This window comes from Nocardia pseudovaccinii NBRC 100343, from assembly GCF_001613225.1.
Taxonomy (GTDB): Bacteria; Actinomycetota; Actinomycetes; order Mycobacteriales; family Mycobacteriaceae; genus Nocardia; species Nocardia pseudovaccinii.
On the sequence record NZ_BDBY01000279.1, the window covers coordinates 1 to 16,902 of the forward strand.

The 16,902-nt window shown below is 65.5% G+C and carries 19 protein-coding genes, 1 tRNA gene and 1 pseudogene; 10 read left to right on the plus strand and 11 right to left on the minus strand.

Annotated elements, in window-relative coordinates; all coding sequences use genetic code 11:
• The 3 genes from NP3_RS34110 to NP3_RS34120 form a co-directional block, all read right to left on the minus strand.
• Window positions 1-1,006, minus strand: a 1,006-nt coding sequence (locus NP3_RS34110) for an adenylate/guanylate cyclase domain-containing protein (RefSeq protein ID WP_063824983.1), incomplete at its 3' end; no start/stop codon positions are given.
• A 52-nt stretch (window positions 1,007-1,058) separates the two neighbouring features.
• Window positions 1,059-3,389 (minus strand): galactose oxidase-like domain-containing protein, encoded by a 2,331-nt coding sequence (locus NP3_RS34115; RefSeq protein ID WP_063045861.1) that lies wholly within the window; start codon window positions 3,387-3,389, stop codon window positions 1,059-1,061.
• Window positions 3,390-3,529: 140 nt separating this feature from the next.
• Complete coding sequence (locus NP3_RS34120) at window positions 3,530-4,012, minus strand: protein-tyrosine phosphatase family protein (RefSeq protein WP_063045862.1); 483 nt, start codon at window positions 4,010-4,012, stop codon at window positions 3,530-3,532.
• 248 nt (window positions 4,013-4,260) lie between these two features.
• Between NP3_RS34120 and NP3_RS34125 the strand changes: the two genes are divergently transcribed.
• The 7 genes from NP3_RS34125 (at window position 4,261) to NP3_RS34160 (ending at window position 9,492) form a co-directional block, all read left to right on the plus strand.
• Entirely contained in the window at window positions 4,261-4,503 is a 243-nt protein-coding gene (locus tag NP3_RS34125) for a DUF6480 family protein (protein ID WP_245721225.1), read from the plus strand.
• Between the two features lie 91 nt (window positions 4,504-4,594).
• Complete coding sequence (locus tag NP3_RS34130) at window positions 4,595-5,815, plus strand: cytochrome P450 (RefSeq protein WP_063045864.1); 1,221 nt, start codon at window positions 4,595-4,597, stop codon at window positions 5,813-5,815.
• Window positions 5,812-6,378 (plus strand): TetR/AcrR family transcriptional regulator, encoded by a 567-nt coding sequence (locus NP3_RS34135; protein ID WP_063045865.1) that lies wholly within the window; start codon window positions 5,812-5,814, stop codon window positions 6,376-6,378. Before NP3_RS34130 ends, NP3_RS34135 begins: the two co-directional genes overlap by 4 nt.
• Before the next feature lie 83 nt (window positions 6,379-6,461).
• Window positions 6,462-7,445, plus strand: a complete 984-nt coding sequence (locus NP3_RS34140; RefSeq protein ID WP_063045866.1) for an aldo/keto reductase — start codon at window positions 6,462-6,464, stop codon at window positions 7,443-7,445.
• Window positions 7,446-7,863: 418 nt separating this feature from the next.
• Window positions 7,864-8,196: a hypothetical protein gene (locus NP3_RS34150; protein ID WP_063045868.1), complete on the plus strand. Its 333-nt coding sequence runs from the start codon at window positions 7,864-7,866 to the stop codon at window positions 8,194-8,196.
• 91 nt (window positions 8,197-8,287) lie between these two features.
• Window positions 8,288-8,806: a hypothetical protein gene (locus NP3_RS34155; RefSeq protein ID WP_063045869.1), complete on the plus strand. Its 519-nt coding sequence runs from the start codon at window positions 8,288-8,290 to the stop codon at window positions 8,804-8,806.
• 284 nt (window positions 8,807-9,090) lie between these two features.
• Window positions 9,091-9,492 (plus strand): superoxide dismutase family protein, encoded by a 402-nt coding sequence (locus NP3_RS34160; protein ID WP_157124734.1) that lies wholly within the window; start codon window positions 9,091-9,093, stop codon window positions 9,490-9,492.
• A gap of 50 nt (window positions 9,493-9,542) precedes the next feature.
• On the opposite strand, the gene NP3_RS34165 is transcribed toward NP3_RS34160, so the two are convergent.
• Genes NP3_RS34165 through NP3_RS34175 form a run of 3 tightly spaced genes read right to left on the minus strand, consistent with a single transcriptional unit; the run spans window position 9,543 to window position 11,075 of the window.
• The gene (locus NP3_RS34165) at window positions 9,543-10,277 is read right to left on the minus strand and encodes an SDR family oxidoreductase (protein ID WP_063045871.1); all 735 of its coding nucleotides are present in this window, start codon (window positions 10,275-10,277) and stop codon (window positions 9,543-9,545) included.
• A gap of 31 nt (window positions 10,278-10,308) precedes the next feature.
• On the minus strand, window positions 10,309-10,515 hold the full coding sequence (locus NP3_RS34170) for a hypothetical protein (protein ID WP_063045872.1): 207 nt from the start codon (window positions 10,513-10,515) through the stop codon (window positions 10,309-10,311).
• Between the two features lie 26 nt (window positions 10,516-10,541).
• Window positions 10,542-11,075 (minus strand): nuclear transport factor 2 family protein, encoded by a 534-nt coding sequence (locus NP3_RS34175; protein ID WP_063045873.1) that lies wholly within the window; start codon window positions 11,073-11,075, stop codon window positions 10,542-10,544.
• A 114-nt stretch (window positions 11,076-11,189) separates the two neighbouring features.
• On the opposite strand from NP3_RS34175, the gene NP3_RS34180 reads away from it, so the two are divergent.
• The gene (locus tag NP3_RS34180) at window positions 11,190-11,801 is read left to right on the plus strand and encodes a TetR/AcrR family transcriptional regulator (protein WP_063045874.1); all 612 of its coding nucleotides are present in this window, start codon (window positions 11,190-11,192) and stop codon (window positions 11,799-11,801) included.
• A gap of 5 nt (window positions 11,802-11,806) precedes the next feature.
• Entirely contained in the window at window positions 11,807-12,763 is a 957-nt protein-coding gene (locus NP3_RS34185; protein ID WP_063045875.1) for an NADP-dependent oxidoreductase, read from the plus strand.
• 189 nt (window positions 12,764-12,952) lie between these two features.
• On the opposite strand, the gene NP3_RS34190 is transcribed toward NP3_RS34185, so the two are convergent.
• The 5 genes and pseudogenes from NP3_RS34190 to NP3_RS50820 form a co-directional block, all read right to left on the minus strand.
• On the minus strand, window positions 12,953-13,288 hold the full coding sequence (locus NP3_RS34190) for a BP74-related protein (protein WP_063045876.1): 336 nt from the start codon (window positions 13,286-13,288) through the stop codon (window positions 12,953-12,955).
• Window positions 13,289-13,451: 163 nt separating this feature from the next.
• Window positions 13,452-14,483: a MauE/DoxX family redox-associated membrane protein gene (locus NP3_RS34195; protein WP_063045877.1), complete on the minus strand. Its 1,032-nt coding sequence runs from the start codon at window positions 14,481-14,483 to the stop codon at window positions 13,452-13,454.
• Between the two features lie 303 nt (window positions 14,484-14,786).
• Window positions 14,787-14,859, minus strand: a tRNA-Arg gene (locus NP3_RS34205).
• Window positions 14,860-15,306: 447 nt separating this feature from the next.
• Window positions 15,307-16,119: a glycosyltransferase family protein gene (locus NP3_RS34210; RefSeq protein WP_084509386.1), complete on the minus strand. Its 813-nt coding sequence runs from the start codon at window positions 16,117-16,119 to the stop codon at window positions 15,307-15,309.
• Between the two features lie 182 nt (window positions 16,120-16,301).
• A pseudogene (locus tag NP3_RS50820) lies at window positions 16,302-16,538 on the minus strand (acyl-CoA dehydrogenase family protein); the annotation flags it as partial.
• On the opposite strand from NP3_RS50820, the gene NP3_RS50010 reads away from it, so the two are divergent.
• Window positions 16,506-16,902 (plus strand): hypothetical protein (locus tag NP3_RS50010; protein WP_218024987.1); only part of this gene is annotated, 397 nt, incomplete at its 3' end. The pseudogene NP3_RS50820 and the gene NP3_RS50010 overlap by 33 nt on opposite strands.

A 16,902-nucleotide genomic window follows, 5' to 3' on the forward strand; every position in this document is an offset into this window, starting at 1 on the left:
ATTTGTACTTGCCGTTGCGCCGCAGGGTGTGGGGCCGCAGGCGGTTGAAGCCGCGGACGCGCACGCTGCGCAGATTGCGGATATCGAACTCCGGATTGCCGTCCAGGGCCGCGGCTGCCTCGTCATCGACGAGAACGGTGCCGGGGCGGGCGACGCCGGTGAGCCGGGAGGCGATATTGACCACCGAGCCGTACAGATCGCCGAAGCGTTGCAGCACCGGCCCGTATGCCACGGCGACCCGCAGGTCCGGCGTGCCGCCGACCATCATCGTGCTCTCCTGGATGGCCAGCGCGATGCGGGCCGCATCCGTTGGATCCTCGGCCGCGAACATGACCTCGTCGCCGACATTCTTGATCACCCAGCCGCCGTTTTCGGTGATCGCGGCGGTGGTGGTGGATTCGAATGCCTCTAGCAGCATGGAGAGTTCGTCGGGATGCAGATGCCTGGTGAGCCGGGTGTAGCCGACCATATCGGCGAAGCCGACTGCCAGCTCGCGCACCGCCTCGCCCGCCGTGGTGCCCGGATCGAGGGAACGGGCCAGGGCCGCGGCGAGGTGGCGGCGCCACGCGTAAGTATTGAGCTGTTCGAGGGTGGAGATGGCCGCCTCGGTTGCGGCGCGGGCGATTTCGGCCGGATCGGTGCCGGGCGCTGCCGCGGCCATCCGAGCGCTGATTTCGGCGAGCACCACATCGACCTGCCATTCGGCCAGTCGTGCCATGCCCTGACCGAGGGTGCGTGCGGTCGCGGCCTGCTGACGGGAGTCCGCCGAGGCGAGCACATTGAGCGCGCGGAAATTGCGCACCGCGGCGACATCGGCGTCGGAGTAGTCGACGGCGGCATCGTCGAGACCGGCCGGGAAGCCGAGTGCCATCCACAGCCGCTTGGTCAGGTCGGTGGTCGTCCCGGATTGTTCGGCGACCTGGGTCCGGTTGTAGCGGCGCCGTCCGTCGAGCAGATACGACTCCACGACCGACTCGACCAGCTCGGATATCTCGGTGGGAACCATGATCGGTACCTTACGGGCCGGGCGGGCGGTCCGGGACTGTGATCGGTCACAATCAGCCCAGGTGCAGCCACTGTCCGATCGACGGCACGCCCTGGTCGTCCACGACGAACACCAGATACCACCCCGGCGGCGCGAGTGCCGGATTCGACGGTAGCGTGATCGTCACGGAATCCGCTGCGGTGCTGGTGAATTCGAGATCGATCAGGCGTTGCTCGTTATCGGAGGAGTGGGTGCACGCCCCGGGGCGGACGAGGTTCACCTCGCGCAGGGCCGCAGTGGTAAGCGCGGTAACGGTCGCGCCGTAGGCGACAGTGTCCGTCGCGAGCGTGAGCCGCGGGCGCTCACCTTGGAAAAGATAAGGCGGCCAATAGGTTTCGATGCGCAATTCCTCGGTTTTGCGCGCCGGATTGGAACCGGCGGTGATCACCTTGCCGTCGGGGGTGAGCAGGGCGACGGAGTGGTACAGCCGCGGCACTCGGCAGGGCGCGGTGTGCATCCAGGTGCCCATCGCCGGATCGAAGATCTCGGCGTGCGGCGGCGCGTCGTGCGCCATCTCCTCCATACTCGAACCGCCGGTGGCCAGCACCGTTCGGTCCGGGAGCAGGACCGCGCTCAGATGCATCCTGGCGTGATCCATCGGCGGGGCCGGTTGGTATTCCGGTGTCGCCGAGGTCAGATCGACGACCCTGGTATCGGCCAAAGCCGGTGCGGGACTGTGCATATCGTATCCGCCGCCGCCGAGAATCATGACCCGCTGCTGCTGCGCGGGCGGCAGCAGCACGCTCGCCGACTGATTGCGTGAGCCCGGATCGGTGAGACCGGGCACCTCGACGGTCGTGCCGGTCGCCGGATCCCAGATCGACGGCCGCATGCCGTTGTTCGCACCGTACTGGCCGCCGGTGTAGAACAATCTGCCGTCGGCGAGCAGCACGAGATGCCCGTACATCGGGATCGGACCGGGAGATGGCAGCTGGGACCAGGTTTCGGTGTCCGCGTCGAATAGTTCCGGAACTACGGATAGGAAGTTATCGGCACCCAGACCCGACACCGCGACGATATTGCCGCTCGGCAGCGGCGCCAGCGACGGATACCAGCGGCCGAAAGCCATGTCCGGCTTGGTATTCCAGGTCAGCGTCGCCGGATCGAAGAGCAGTGCGTCCTTCAGTCCGTAGAACGGGTCGTAGCGTTCGGTGCCGCCCGCCGCGAGCAGCCTGCCGTCCGGCAGGAACGCGTGCCCGACGCAGAACATATCGATCGGGGTTCCGGGTGCGCTCAGACCGGGGCGCGGGTAATGCCAGACGCGCGTGCGGAATTCGTGGGCGTCGTGGCGGTCCGGATCGTTACCGGAGCCAGCGAAAAACAGCACGTCGCCGGTGTGCAGTAGGGCGGCGTGTACCGGGTTGATCTCGGTGCCGAAATCGAGAATGCGCCACAAGCCCATATGCGGTGCGTGCGTCAGATCGGTCTCCAGTTCGAGCACGCGCACATAACCGGCATTGACGCCATCCGGTGCGTCGATGGTGAAGACCGCCAGTTCCGGAGGTGTGCCGTCGTGCGGCAGCAAAGCCAGTGCCGCGCCTTGGTTTTCGGCGAAACCCCACTGGGTCTCGGTCCACCCGCTCCAGCCGTCGACCGCGTGCCCGGAACCTTCCAGGCCCCAGCCGATGGTGTACACACCGGCATTCACACCCTCGGGGTTGTCCACCGCGAAGACGATCAGTTCCGGCCTGCCGTCGCCGTCCAGATCCGCGGCCGTGATGCCCGCGCCCTGGTTTTCCCAGCCGTACCAGTCGGGCACCGCCACCCATGGCGTCCATTCGCGGACCGCGCCGTCCGCGGTCAGTCCCTTGGCCAACCGGAACTGTCCGCTGTTCTGGCCCGGCGGATTGTCGACCGCCAAAACGACCAGGCTGAGCTGACCATCGACGGACGTGAGGCAGATATCGGCACCCTGGTTCTCCCAGCCGTACCAATCCGGCACTGTGATCCATGGCGTCCAGCCGCCGGTCACCGTGCCGTCCTCGGCCAGATCGCGCCCGATCCGGTAGCACCCCTGGTTCTGGCCGGGTGGATTGTCCACGACGAACACCACAAGATCGGGTCGGCCGTTGCCGCTCAGATCGCCGATCGCGATGCCCGCACCCTGGTTCTCCCAGCCGTACCAATCCGGCACCGGCAGCCACGGTCCCCAACTCTTCGTCGAGCCGTCGGGGGCCAGCCCCATGCCCACCCGATATGAAGCGGTGTTCTGACCAGCCGGATTGTCCACTATGAGTACGACGACATCCAGGGCGCCGTCACCATCGATATCCGCGATCGCGATCCCGCAATCCTGGTTCTCCCATGCGAACCAGTCGGGGACCGGAACGAATTGTCCTGCCACGCAATACATCGTCGCCCCGAACGCGCCATCTCGCGCGTCGTATGCCGAAGTTGTCCGATGATGTGGGTTACGGCTACCGGTACGGCAGAAGGGATTCCCTGGAGGGTGCCCGTTAGGTTGGGGCACTTGGCATTTCAGGTTCAGTCGAGCCCGATCGTCAGATACTTCACGAAGAACTCGTTGTTCAGCGCATAGCGGGACCGTCGCTGCCGAATCAGGTCGATGGCGTCATCGACCGAATACCCGAGATCCAGCAGCGTCTGCGCGACCACCAAACCCGAACGGTTGTATCCGTACTGGCAGCGCACCATGACACTGCGTTCGGCACGAACCGCCGCTGCGGCGATCCTGGCCAATTCGCGCGCCGCCGCCAGCTGCTCGGCGTGCAGCTCCGCGTCCGGAATCGCGAGGTGATGGTGTTCGACCTCGGGTCCCGGCCCGTGCCCCTCGGCCTGGAACAGGCTGATCACCACATCGAATTCGATCCCGACGATCGCGGGCACCCGCGCGCCTTCGACGTTTCCGTAATGATGCCCACCCATCCACAGCTGTGGCACGATCTCGTTCCACGGCGCTTCCGCATCCGGTGTCTGCACTCTGGGCGGCCGTTCCCACTGCACCATCGTTGCCTCCCCGCGTTTCGGCCCAGTCTCTACGGTACCGCCGTCCTATGCCATGGCAACGGCTCGGGAACTGCCCCGAAGTCTGGCAATTTTCGAGTGAACAATGACCTATAAGTGATGTGAGTCCGGGTATGCGGCCGGTATGGAACTTCTATTGGTATTCGTCGTGATACCGGTGATCGTTGCCATCGTGGTGTTGCGACGCAAACGTGCCGGGCAACCGTCGGACCCGGAAATGATCACCGGCAATGAAGGGCATCGCCATGTCGATGGATCCTGATCCGCGGCGCACTCCCGATCTCGAGGCGGGCGGCGGTGTCCGACCCGGATCGACCCCGCCCGAGACGCCGCAGACCTCTGGGCTGTCCGCGCCCGAACCGCGCACCAGCCGACACTTTCCGCCGACCGGAGTCGGCTTCATCGCCATGGCCGCGGTGCTGGCAATCCTGTTCATCGTGGTGGCGGTGTTGCTGGTGGTAACTCTGCTCTGACCGCATGGCCGGTTCGAAGCGGAGTAGCTTCCGCTGACCGGATATAGAACGCGTTCTAGACAGTTATAGCATTTTGTCTTACTCTCGGACCATGAAGACAGAGTTGTCTCACCGACCGCATTTCGAATTGAGATCCGCGGAGACTTGGCGCGACCCGTGGCCGATGTATGCCGGACTGCGCGCGCACGACCCCGTGCATCACGTTGTGCCCCAGGATGATCCGGCGAGTGATTACTATGTCCTGTCCCGCTATTCGGATGTCTATGCGGCGGCGCGGGACGTCGCGACCTTCTCGTCGGCGGGCGGCCTGACCGTCGACTACCACGACCTCGGCGAGATCGGGCTACCCGAACCGCGGCCGTTCGTCTTCACCGATCCGCCGGATCACACCACCTTCCGCAGACAGGTCATGAAAGGCTTTACGCCGCGGCAGGTGCGCTCGGTCGAACCGCAGGTTCGTGCGTTCGTCGTCGAGCGGTTGGAGCGGCTGCGGGCGGCGGGGGAGGGCGATATCGTCGTCGAACTCTTCAAGCCGCTGCCGAGCATGGTGGTCGCGCACTATCTCGGTGTGCCGGAACCGGATCGGCCGAAATTCGACGAGTGGACCGATCTCATCATGACTGCCTCCGCGGGCGGTAGTCCGCTCGATGCCCAAGAGGCCATCGGCGAATTGATGCAGTACTTCACCCATTTGATCGAACGCCGTCGTGCCGAACCCACAGACGATACGATCTCGCATCTGGTGGCTTCCGGCCTCGGCGCTGATGGCGACTATGCGGGCATCATCTCGATTCTCGGCTTCGCCTTCACCATGATCACCGGCGGAAACGACACCACCACAGGCAATCTCGGCGGTGCCGTGCAATTGCTGACCGAGCGTCCGGATCAGCGGCGGCTGCTTATCGAGAATCCGTCGCGCATCCCGGATGCGGTCGAGGAGTTCTTGCGGCTCACCTCGCCGGTACAGGGATTGGCGCGAACCATGGTGCGCGACGCCGAGATTCACGGCACTACCATCCCGGCCGGACGTCGCGTGCTGCTGCTGTATGCCTCGGCGAACCGGGACGAGTGCGAATTCGGTGCCAATGCGAGCGAGCTCGATGTGCGACGGCGGCCCAAGCAGATCCTGACCTTCAGCCACGGCAACCATCATTGTCTCGGCGCGGCCGCCGCGCGCATGGTCGCGTGCGTCGCGCTGGAGGAACTGCTTGTGCGCTGCCCGGATTTCGTCGTGGATATCGACCGTGTGCGTTATGCCCCCGGTAGTTATGTGCGCTGGCCGGATCGTGTGCCGTTCCGGGTGACGGCATGACCGGAGATTGGTTGCGCCCCAAGCGCGCCGATATCGCGGCCGAGCAGATTCTCGACGCGGCCGCTCTGCTGTTCGTCGAGCGCGGGGTCACGAATACCGGGATGGGCGATGTCGCGAAGGCCGCGGGTTGCTCGCGCGCCACCCTGTATCGCTATTTCCCGAACCGCCAAGCGCTGCGAATCGCGTTCGTGCACCGCGAAGCTCGTCGGGTGGGCGCCGCGGTTGCCGAGCGAACTCGCGAGATCACCGATCCGGGTGAGCGCATCGTCGCGGTCATGCTCGCATCGCTGCGCGAGGTCCGTACCGACCCGACTCTCATCGCGTGGTTCACTGCGGGCGATGCGGGCATTGCCAATGAAATCGGTCAATCCTCCGAGGTCATCGAGGCCATAGCGGCCGGGCTGCTGCCGCCGACGGCCGATCCGGACCGCGCCCGGCTGGCCCGCTGGTTGGCTCGGCTCATCATGTCGCTGCTCACCGCGCCCGGTCGTGACGAGGCCGATGAGCGGGTCATGCTGGAGCAGTTCGTCGCACCGGTCGTCATGGGCGCGTTCGCGAACTGACCGAACCTCTCGCACTTGACTTGGAGCGCTCTCCAGGTCGTAGCGTCGATGACGAGATCGTCGACCAAGGAGGAGAGCCCCGCATGATTCCGACCAGGAAACTCGGCCAGTTGACCGTTGGTGCACAGGGTCTGGGCTGCATGGGTATGAGCCAGGCCTACGGCGTACGCGATAACGACGACGAATCCATCGCCACCATCCACCGTGCGCTGGATCTGGGCGTGACGCTGCTCGACACCGCAAATGTCTACGGCCCGGAGACCAACGAGCGCCTGGTCGGCAAGGCCATCGCCGACCGCCGCGATCGGGTGGTGCTGGCGACCAAATTCGGCATCGTGTGGGGCGAGGACGGGAGCATGGGCGCCCGTGGCGACGCCGCATACGTCAAGCAGAGCTGTGACGCTTCGCTGGCCCGGCTCGGTGTCGACCACATCGACCTCTACTACCAGCACCGCGTCGATCCGAATGTCCCCATCGAGGAGACCTGGGGCGCGCTGTCGGAGTTGGTGCAGGCGGGCAAGGTTCGCTACCTCGGCATCTCGGAGGCATCGGCGGCGACCATCCGCGGCGCGCACGCGGTCCATCCGGTGACCGCCCTGCAGAGTGAATGGTCGCTGTGGACAAGGGATATCGAGGCCGAGGTGCTGCCGACCTGTCGTGAACTGGGCATCGGCATCGTGCCCTTCTCGCCGCTCGGCCGCGGTTTTCTGACCGGCGCGATCACCTCCACCGCCGACCTGCCCGCCGACGATTTGCGCCGCAGGCTACCGCGATTCGCCGAGGACAACCTCGACAGCAATCTCGGCATCGTCGCGGCGCTGCGCGAGCTGGCCGCCGAAAAGGGCATTACCGCAGGACAATTGGCGCTCGCCTGGGTGCAGAGCCGCGGCGACGATGTGGTTCCGATTCCGGGCACCAAGCGACGCACCTACCTCGAGGAGAATGTCGCCGCCGCCGAGATCACGCTGACCGCAGACGATCTCGCCCGCATCGATGCCGCCGCCCCCGCCACCGCGTTCGCCGGTGCGCGCTATCCCGAGCACCTGGCCAAGGTCGCCGGTCGCTGAATTATTCGGGAGGCACGCCCATCACCAAACGGACAAGCGTGCGCGGAAAGCCCTGCAGACGTTCCGGTGGACTTGTGTAGTGCCTCACGATATTCCCTGGGGCCCCGCCCAGGGTGGCGAGAATCAGCCGCCACCGGGTGGGATTCCCCAGGGCCATACCGACGAATGCCTCCACGATCGCCGAGGCGGCCACTGGTGCATAGTGGCAGATCTTGTAACTTATGTGGAATCGGTTCGACCGCACGACTTTCGGTGTCGGGAACATACGTTCCTGTTGTATTCGGCGGGGGAAATTGCTACGGTTGCGTTGTATTTGCTGCGACAGTGTGTGATGGCGGGCGCCAACAACGGTAGCTGCACCCGACCTGTATGGATCGAGCATTAGAAGATCTAGTACACGACGGAACGAGGCAAGTCGATGAGGCCGACGCCGACCGCGATCGGATACCTTCGTCAAGACGTGTCGGGTGACGCGATGGACTGGGACATTGCCCAGATCCGCAAGTTGGCAACGCGATACGGATATGACCTCGCCGAGATCGTGCGGCTGGAGGGCGCGGGTTCGCATGTTCTCGCGGCATTGCGCGAGGTCATCCGCAAGACAGAAGCGGAAGCGGTGATCATGCCGAATCTCGCGCATTTGGACGATCGACCGGAAGAGCTCGTGCGGGCGTGTGACGTTATCACCGTCAACCCGAACAATACCTATGCCCGGCGGGCATATCCCGGGGAATGCGTGTGGGCTGATTAGCCTGCGCCGCACACACGGTCTACTATCTTCGCGTTTGCTTGTCGTCAGCTGCTCCATCAGATCAGTTCGATCAAAGGAGAAGGTATTCGTCATGGCAATTTCCCGGAAGATCGCCACAGCTTCGGTCGCAGTCGCCGCACTCGCCGCCGCATTGGTCGGCGCCCAGCAGGCCGCGGCCGATCCGATTGCCGGCGGCTGCTCCGGCGGCCAATTCAGTTACAACACAAGCCCGCTCGGGATGTCGGTCGCGCCGACCACGGCCACCTGGAACGGTAATCTCACCGGTTGCACGGGCGCGCCCGCGTCCGAGGCGGCGGTCAGCGGCACCTTCAGTGGAACCGGTAGCTGCAACGGTGCCGACGGTCAGATCGATGGCAAGATCAACTGGTCCAACGGTGCGGTCAGCCGGATCAGCGGGCCATGGCACGTGCCGGGTGGTGTCGCCAGGTCGATGTCCAACACCGTGACCATTACCGAGGGCCCCGGCGCGGGTGGCCATCTGGTGGTCGAACAAGGTCCGATCGGCAATGCCATGGCAATGGCGGGGGCGTGCATCGCGGGCGATCTCCGCAACGCCGACGCGCCGATCCTCGCGGCGCGTTTCAACTGAACCGATGAACAAATGACGGGTACCGGGCTGTGCGCCCGGTACCCGTTTTCCGGTGGGTGCGATCTTCCGATCTTCCCCGGGGCCAGCCCCTGCGACATCCGTCAGAGTTGAGCAGGACAATTCGGAGTATGCCTTTGTGTCGGAATGTGTTTGCTCAACTCGTCGCCATCTCACCCCTCGGCTTACTTGTCGCTGTCGCTCCCGCCTCGGCAGCCCCTCCGGCTCCGGTCACCGCCTCGGCCGAGTTCGCATCGCCCGAGCAGTATTCGAGTGATCCCGGTGGTGTGTCCGCGATCAGCTATGACCCTGCCGCGGTGCCTTTAGGCGGCAGGGTCACAGTCACCGAAGCTCTCAACAAATGGGGAGGCATGAGCGTGACGCTCGACCTCACCGGTGTGCGGCCACGCCAGACGTATCGCGCTTACGTCCATGTGGATTCCTGCGGCGCCGCTGCTTCGCGTGCGGGTGAGCGCCTGCGAAATGGTCCGTCGCCCGACAGCTACGAGGCAAACGAGATCTGGATCGAAGCGACCGCGGACTCCGACGGCAACGCGACCGGCGCCGTGGACAAGTACTGGGGGATCGCCGCGAACCAGCATGCGAATTCGGTGGTGCTCCATCTCGGCGACAGCGCACCAGTAAAAGCATGCGTGACCGTGCCGTTCCAGCGGCTCGCCGAGTGGTGATCGACGGCTACGCTGCGGACTACTCGGCCGGTTCGGTTTGCTCCGGCGGGTCAGCGTGACCGCAGCCAGTCCCGGAAGTGCGTGGTGGAGAGGTGGGCACCTTCGGGTGCGGTGAGCACATCGCCTTTGACCGCGGCGAACAGGCCGGCGGTCTCGTCGGTGACGACGCGGCGGTTGTCGCCGGTCACCTCCAATGTGATGCGGCCCAGCTCGTCGAGCGGGAAGACTTCGGGGCCGCCGATATTTCGTGTGCCGCGCAGCGGAGCACCCGCCGCGACCTCGGCGACAGCGGCCGCGACCTCGGCGGAGCTGATGGGCTGAATCGGAGTGGCGGGCAAGCGTACGACATCACCGTCGGTGGTCCAGTCCAGCGACGCCACCAGGAATTCCATGAATTGCGTCGCGCGCACGATCGAGTACGGGATCGGACCGGCCTCGACGAGGTCCTCCTGCAGGGTCTTGGCCCGGTAGTAGACGAGGTCGGGCACCTGGTCGACGCCGACGATCGACAGCGTCACGATGTGCCGGACACCCGCGGCCTGCGCGGCGGCCAAGAGATGGGGCACCGTGGTGCGGAAGAAGTCGAGGGAGGCCTCGTCGAAGGTCGGCGAGTTGGCCACGTCGACGACGACCTCGGCGCCGCGCAGCGCTTCATCGAGTCCGTCGCCGGTGCGGAGGTCGATCCCGGTCGAGCGCGAGTGTCCGGTCGCATCGTGTCCGGCCGCGGTGAGCTGCTGTACCACCTGGGAGCCGATGAGTCCGGTGCCGATGACTGCGATTTTCATGAGATGTCCTTCCGGTAGAAGTCTGCCTCTGTCAGGAGCCTTTCTCGTGTTCTATCCCGGGGCGGATAGCCCCGTAGAGCACCGTGTCGACAGTCGTCCGCAGCAGATCGGCGGCACTGCAGTCGAGTTCGCGTGGTAACCGCGAGTTCGGCAGCCGCTCGACCGCGCACAGCACTTGTGCCGCCACCATGAGCGTGCGCTCCACTGCCGCGAACTGACGATCCAGCACCGCGGTCATCACACTCCGCCCACGTTCGCACGCTGTCAAGACACGGTTCGGTAGGACGGGTCGGTGGTGTCACGGGTGCCCTGGAGGTAGCCCTGATCGGTGAAGAACGGTGATTGCAGCACCCTGGCGTCGGCCGTGCACATGACCTCGACGGTGGAGCGTCGTAATGCGATGCGCCAGTGGCCGTTTCGGCGTTCGAGCCGGTCGAGGTAGCGGCCGCTGACGAGTTGTGCGGTGCGGCCGTCGATGCCGAGGAGTACGACGACCGAATAACTTTCGCAGTGTGCGATGTCGCCGTCGATGTCGCAGGTATGGGTGGTGATGTTGTGCGTGTGCGTCTGTGAGGTGGCGGCGTGTACGGCGTTGACCCAGCCTGCGTAGTCGGTGCCGGTGTTGGTGGTGTTGCCGTGTTCGTCGATGGCGTCGGGGTGGTAGGCGCTGCTGAGCAGCTCGGCGTCGTGCCGATCGCAGCCGCGGGCGTGGCGGGCGATGCAGTCGAGGATTTCCGTCCGGTCTTCGAGGTAGCGGATGCGCCGCCGCAGGTCCGCGATCTCGGATTCCGCTCCCATGTCAGACGACCGCTTCGATGTGGGCGAGGGTGTGGTGCATTTGTTGTCCATCCGTACAAGAATAGAATATTCCATAAGTGAGAGGTAGATTCTCGCGGCAAAGGTGGTGGTGTGATGGCTGCGCAGCGGGGAGTGGGCTCGCGGAGCTCGCAGACTCGCGCGGAGATCGTGCGGGCGGCGGGCGAGCTCATGCTCGACCACGGCTATGCGGCCGTGACCTATCGCGGTGTCGCGAGCCGGGCCGGTGTGGCGCCGGGGCTGGTGCAGTACTACTTCCCGACGCCGGAGGAGTTGTTCATCGCGGTCCTGACTCGGTGGACAGACCACACCGTGCAGCGTCTGGCCGCGGTCGGCGAATCCGGCCGGCCCCTGCGGGAGATCTGGAAGTACGCGAACGATAAGGCAGGCACCGCGATGCTGCTGGAGTTCATGGCGCTGGCCAACCATCGCAAGGGCATCGGTCCGGTGGTTGGTGCGGGTGGTGAGCGCGTCCGGCAGACTCTGCTCACGATCCTCGAACGGACGGTACCGCGATATCTCCTGTCCGGCATCGAGATTCCACCCGCGGCGCTGCTGTTCCTGATGTCCGCGATCCCGCGGATGGCACATCTCGAGGAGACCTTCGGCACCTACACCGGTCATGCCGAATCGATCGCGCTGGTCGAGAGATTCTTCGACGAAGTCGAACCACTCACCGCACCAGAAAAGGGATCGGAGCAGCCGTGACGCTTATGAAGGCCGTCGCTCAGCGCAGCCTGGGTGGTCCGGAGGTGCTGCGAACCATCGAGGTGCCGCGTCCGTCGCCGCGGCCGGGGGAGGTGGTGTTGCGCCTACGGGCGACCACGGTCAACCCGGTGGACTGGAAACTGCGGTCCGGGCGGGTGACCCATTTGGGGCCGCCGCCGTTCACGCTCGGATTCGACGTGTGCGGCACGGTGACCGAGATCGGCGCGGATGTCACCGGATTCCGGCCCGGCGAAGAGGTTTTCGGCATGATCTTCAGCCGTACCGGCGCCTATAGCGAATACGTCGTTGCCCGCGCCGACTCGCTCGTGCCCCTGCCGTCCGGCCTCGACGTCGCGCAGGCGGCCGCCTTACCGACCGCCGGACTGACTGCTTGGCAGGCACTGGAACTGGCCGAGCTGCAACGTGGTGAGCGAATCCTGATCCACGCCGCCGCGGGCGGAGTCGGGCATCTGGCCGTGCAGTTCGCCGCGATGCGCGGCGCCCGAGTGATCGGCACCGCTCGTGCCGTCAACCATGACTTCGTGGCCTCGCTCGGCGCCGACACGATAATCGATTACACGACAGTCGATTTCACTGCCGCCATTCATGATGTGGACGTTGTGCTCGATCTGGTGGGCGGAGAGTACGGAACGCGCTCGCTGCGGGTGCTCGGACCCGGCGGTCGGTACATCACCGCCCAGGACTCCGACGCCACAGGCGATCCCCGCAGCCGACAGGTGACCGGACGCCCATCGCCCACCGACCTGGCCGCGATCGCACGATTGGTTGTCGACGGCCGGGTTCGCGTCCATGTCGATCGCGTCATGTCGATGGCCGACGTCGTCGCCGCCCATCGACTGGCCGAATCGGGCCGCATCCGAGGCAAACTCGTCCTTACACCCTGGCCTCGAGATTTCTTGTGCCCTCGCCGGGGCGTGTCGAACATGGGAACGGGGACGTGACGGCCGATCTGTCGAAGTCGGCGTGGTGGAGGTAGACACCGTCGGCTACACCTTGCACGACTGGCAATGGGATCTGGAGTCGGGCCGGTGCGGGATGTCCAAGGGCACGAGCCGCGGTCGCGCAACCTCTGAACCTGCGGACCCCGGCCGAAACCATTCGGCCGGGGTCCGCCGTCGACAGCGTCGCGATCAGCGGATCTCTCGGGTGAGCCGGGACGACCACGGACACCAGAAGCAGCCCGGCAGGAAAGCGCCGCAAGCCTCGTCCAGGTGATCGTCGAGGTAGGAGATAGACGAGTCACAGACTTCGATCGCCATGGTGAAGAAGGAGATCGTGTCCGGGTCGAGGTGGAAGCTCCAACCCGGGTTGTAGTCGGCCACCTGTTTCCTGATGCGTCCCATGACATGGATCGACATCTGCTCATCGCCGGACAGGATCCGACGCGCTTCCTCGATGCGCTGCTCATTTTTGAGCCGGATGATGAATTCCTTGCCGGAGTAATCGGTGAATGCGAAGTCCGCCATGACATCTCCCTGCCAAAAGTAGTGGATGGGGGTCGCGCGCGGTTCTGCATCGATGCACTCAGCATCGTATCGGCGTCAGACCACTGCTGTACACGAAATTCTCTGTGCAACAATCGATTTGGACTGGCTGCCGGTTTTCGGCTCAGATAACCTGGTCTAGGCGTCAGTTCCGTCCCTGGTTGGTGGCGTGGTGGCCGTTGCTTCGAGAGGAAAGCCGGGTTCGGATCGATTTCTCGGCGAGAATCAACTCACGGATCGCGATAGCGCCCCGCGCAACGGGCGCGGCGACCCGGCCCTCAGCATCGATCAGCACCGCCGACGGTGTACCGCGGACGCGATATCGCAGCGCCGCCTCGTTGCCCTGCTGCGCCAGCGACGGAATCTCGCCCAGACCCTGTTCGGCACCCCAAACGGCCTGCTCATCGGCGTCGCTGTTCCCGACGACGACCATGGTCATGCTCGTGCGCGCCCGCCACCTCGGCAGCTCACGGGCCAGCGCGGCGCACATCTCACAGCCAGGGTGCACGAACACCAGCAGCACCGCCCGGCCTCCCGAGAGCAGGTCCGCGAGGTTCGTGCGGGCGCCCACGACGTCGAGCAACTCGAACTCCGGCGCGACCGAGCCGACCGGCAAGCCCTCGGCACCCAGCGTCGAGAGCGCCTGCTCGTCCAGCTGGCGGCGCAGCGCGCCGACCTGGCCGACCAGCCACGCCAGGACGCCGCACAGCAGCGCACCGAGCGCGAGTCCGGTCGCGGCATCGGCAGCCAGTCCGGCGGGCACCGAGGGACGGGCCAACGCGCCCCACAGGACCAACGCCGCGAGCACCATCAGCACGCCGTTGCGCACGATGCTGCGCGCACCGATCGGCGTCGTACTCGTCGCGCCGAAGCACGAGCACGAGGGACGCTTACCTCGCCGCAACAAGCCGACCATAACCACTGTGAAGACCGTCAGCAGGAGCAGCGCGCCGACTGCCGCGGCGGCGGCAGTCCACGACAAGACGACGCCGACCGCCAACACCGCCTCGGCGACCGGCAGCCCCCACGCCACGGCGGGCACCCACCGCACCGGCACCTCGAACTCCCCCACCGCCTGCCGCGTCCCGGCGCGATCGGTCAGCTTCCCCCAGGCCGACAACCCGAACACCACGGCGAGCGCCAACCGCGTAACCCACACCCCGTATTCGATCAGCATGGGCCGCACCCTCCCACATCCGCGGTTATTCGAATTCGGAATCGCCGGAAGAGTATTCGAGGTGTTGCGAAGGTCTGGTTTTTTTCGGGCCGGACGGGCCGCGCATCAGGCACCGGTTGCGCGCCGCCGACGATCGTCGAGCCAGCTGCCGTCCGCGGCGCTGTCAGTGTCCGATCTGAACGTCCTCCGGTCCCAACTGCGGATGCACCAGTCGGTTACCTGACGGCGCCAGGGTCCGGGTCCAGGTGGTGATCGCCGAAATCCAATCCGGTCAGGCGACGCCGGAAACGTTGTCGTAGGTTGTGCCCTCGGCAGGATTCGAACCTGCGACACCCGCTTTAGGAGAGCGGTGCTCTATCCCCTGAGCTACGAGGGCTGAACTGGTGGTGCTGGGGGCACCGTTGGGACGACGGGGAGTCTACCGGGTCGGGGGCGGGTGGGTTGAATCGATTTAGTCGGAGCACGACGAGGGTGTCATCGGGTCTGGATCGGTTGGGGGGTTGACCAATGCCGCAGGACTGTCTGAGACTGTTGGGATGCTCAGTCTGTTCTGTCGGTGGCGGGCGGGCAATGACACAAGCCGGAGGTGGGCCATGGCCGGAATTCGATCCGGTCGGTCCGGTGGTTCGGGCCGCCGCCGACCCACGGGAAGCGTGCCGAGCGTTCGACTCCGGAGATGTCGACCCCGTGGTCGCCTCTGGTGCGGAGCCGACCTCCGCCGGGCGTCGGCCCCTGGCGTGAGGTCGGCTTCTGCCAAAGGGTGCGCCCACTTGGGGTCGTGTTCGGAGTAGCCGCCGGTATCGACCAGCGCCAGGCCGGGCGGTCAGAACCCGCCGTCGAAACCGCCCCCATCGAACCCGCCGCCGTCGAAACCCCCGCCGTCGAACCCGCCACCCGAGTCGTACCCACCTTGATCGTCGGGGTACCCGCCCTGATCGCCGGGGTCGTAGCCCTGATCTCCACCCGCTGCGTCGAGGGCATCCTGATACCCCTCGCCGTAACCGCTTTCGAACCCCTGCACGTCATACCCGACGCCGGACATTCCGGAGAACAGTGAGGAGAACAGCAGCGCCGAACCCAAACCCCAAGCGCCGCCGATCAATGCGGGCCGCCACCATGGCTCGGAGTACCAGCCCGCGGGTACCGGCCGCCCGGCGACGCGTCCGCCCGGATAGTAATTCGGCGTTTCCGAGGAGGGATTCGGCGAAGCGGCGACCTCGCGGCCCTCGTATTCGACGACGCGCTTCTCGGTGACTCGTCCGGCGGTGTCCTGCCCTTCCAGCGCCGGAATCACGGGGCCCGGATCCATCAACATCGCAGTGCGCGCCGCGCGGATGTAGTACATGCCCTCGACCGCGGTCTGCTTCGCCAGCCGCGCTTGGGCGGGCGTGCGGGCTTGCTCGATCTGGGAGCCAGCGGCGATATGCCGCTCCGAGGCGTCGGCGAGTGCCTGCTTAGCCGCCTCGTTGCTGCCGGTGAGGTTGTAGACCTGACCTGCGAGTCGCTCGATCATCTGCCTGGCGTCGGCGGCCGCATCGTCGAACTCACGTGCCGCGCGCTGTTTGCTCTGTTGCGTCAGATAGATGACGTAGGCCACCGCGAGCAGGATGGCAACGCCGATCAGTACCCACAGCATCGCTCGTGCCCCTTTCGTCATCGATCCAGATCGCCCCGAGTCTACTGGGGGCTTGCTGAGACTCGGCTGAGCTTCGCGGCGGGCGGTGACCCGCCGTGTCTATTGTCCGGTGACTGCCGGGTGATGACCAGACGCCGGATCTGGTTGGTGTCCGCGAAATCTGCATGACCTCGGACTCGCGCATAGGTCGCGCGCGCCGAATTCACGGCGGCGGCCCTATCGGCGAGCGCGAAACCGAGGCCTTGGTGGTCGATGATGTGGCCGCCGAAGGCCTCGCGTTCCCGGGAATAGGCGACGGCTTCGCCGAGGGCGTGCTGAGCGAGGCCCGTCGCGACCGCAATGCCGAGGCGACCTGACTCGAGAGCGCTGAATGTGATCGAAAGTCCTTGTCCCGCAACGCCTATCATGTCTCCAGCGGGCCATGGTGGCTCGACAGCGCCGCGCGGCCGCATCGGATCCGGCATGCGCTTCGGAAAAGGCTTGCATACGCCGATGGTTTCACCCGATACATGCCGTCCTTCTCGGATCGGGTGTGTCCAATTGGACACAGCTTGCCGCCCAAATCGGGTACCGCGCTCGCGCGCGAGGAAATGGCAGGTCCGCAATCAGTGGAAATTGAACTCCGCTGTGCGAAACTTGGCCCGCCACAGCTGACCATCCTCACCCTCGGAGGACTGTCCATGAAGAATTCTGTTGCGCCACTGGAAATACCCGAGCCGCTGGTCATAACGCTCGGAAATCTCAAAGGCGGCGTCGGCAAGACGACATCAGCGTTTTTCTTGG

What these genes read in the sequence shown, in the direction of transcription:
- NP3_RS34120 (WP_063045862.1), bottom strand. Translation starts at nt 4,012, where the DNA reads ATGGTGCAGTGGGAACGGCCGCCCAGAGTGCAGACACCGGATGCGGAA.
- NP3_RS34125 (WP_245721225.1), top strand. Translation starts at nt 4,261, where the DNA reads ATGAAGGGCATCGCCATGTCGATGGATCCTGATCCGCGGCGCACTCCC.
- NP3_RS34130 (WP_063045864.1), top strand. Translation starts at nt 4,595, where the DNA reads ATGAAGACAGAGTTGTCTCACCGACCGCATTTCGAATTGAGATCCGCG.
- NP3_RS34135 (WP_063045865.1), top strand. Translation starts at nt 5,812, where the DNA reads ATGACCGGAGATTGGTTGCGCCCCAAGCGCGCCGATATCGCGGCCGAG.
- NP3_RS34140 (WP_063045866.1), top strand. Translation starts at nt 6,462, where the DNA reads ATGATTCCGACCAGGAAACTCGGCCAGTTGACCGTTGGTGCACAGGGT.
- NP3_RS34150 (WP_063045868.1), top strand. Translation starts at nt 7,864, where the DNA reads ATGAGGCCGACGCCGACCGCGATCGGATACCTTCGTCAAGACGTGTCG.
- NP3_RS34155 (WP_063045869.1), top strand. Translation starts at nt 8,288, where the DNA reads ATGGCAATTTCCCGGAAGATCGCCACAGCTTCGGTCGCAGTCGCCGCA.
- NP3_RS34165 (WP_063045871.1), bottom strand. Translation starts at nt 10,277, where the DNA reads ATGAAAATCGCAGTCATCGGCACCGGACTCATCGGCTCCCAGGTGGTA.
- NP3_RS34170 (WP_063045872.1), bottom strand. Translation starts at nt 10,515, where the DNA reads ATGACCGCGGTGCTGGATCGTCAGTTCGCGGCAGTGGAGCGCACGCTC.
- NP3_RS34175 (WP_063045873.1), bottom strand. Translation starts at nt 11,075, where the DNA reads ATGGGAGCGGAATCCGAGATCGCGGACCTGCGGCGGCGCATCCGCTAC.
- NP3_RS34180 (WP_063045874.1), top strand. Translation starts at nt 11,190, where the DNA reads ATGGCTGCGCAGCGGGGAGTGGGCTCGCGGAGCTCGCAGACTCGCGCG.
- NP3_RS34185 (WP_063045875.1), top strand. Translation starts at nt 11,807, where the DNA reads ATGAAGGCCGTCGCTCAGCGCAGCCTGGGTGGTCCGGAGGTGCTGCGA.
- NP3_RS34190 (WP_063045876.1), bottom strand. Translation starts at nt 13,288, where the DNA reads ATGGCGGACTTCGCATTCACCGATTACTCCGGCAAGGAATTCATCATC.
- NP3_RS34195 (WP_063045877.1), bottom strand. Translation starts at nt 14,483, where the DNA reads ATGCTGATCGAATACGGGGTGTGGGTTACGCGGTTGGCGCTCGCCGTG.
- NP3_RS34210 (WP_084509386.1), bottom strand. Translation starts at nt 16,119, where the DNA reads ATGCTGTGGGTACTGATCGGCGTTGCCATCCTGCTCGCGGTGGCCTAC.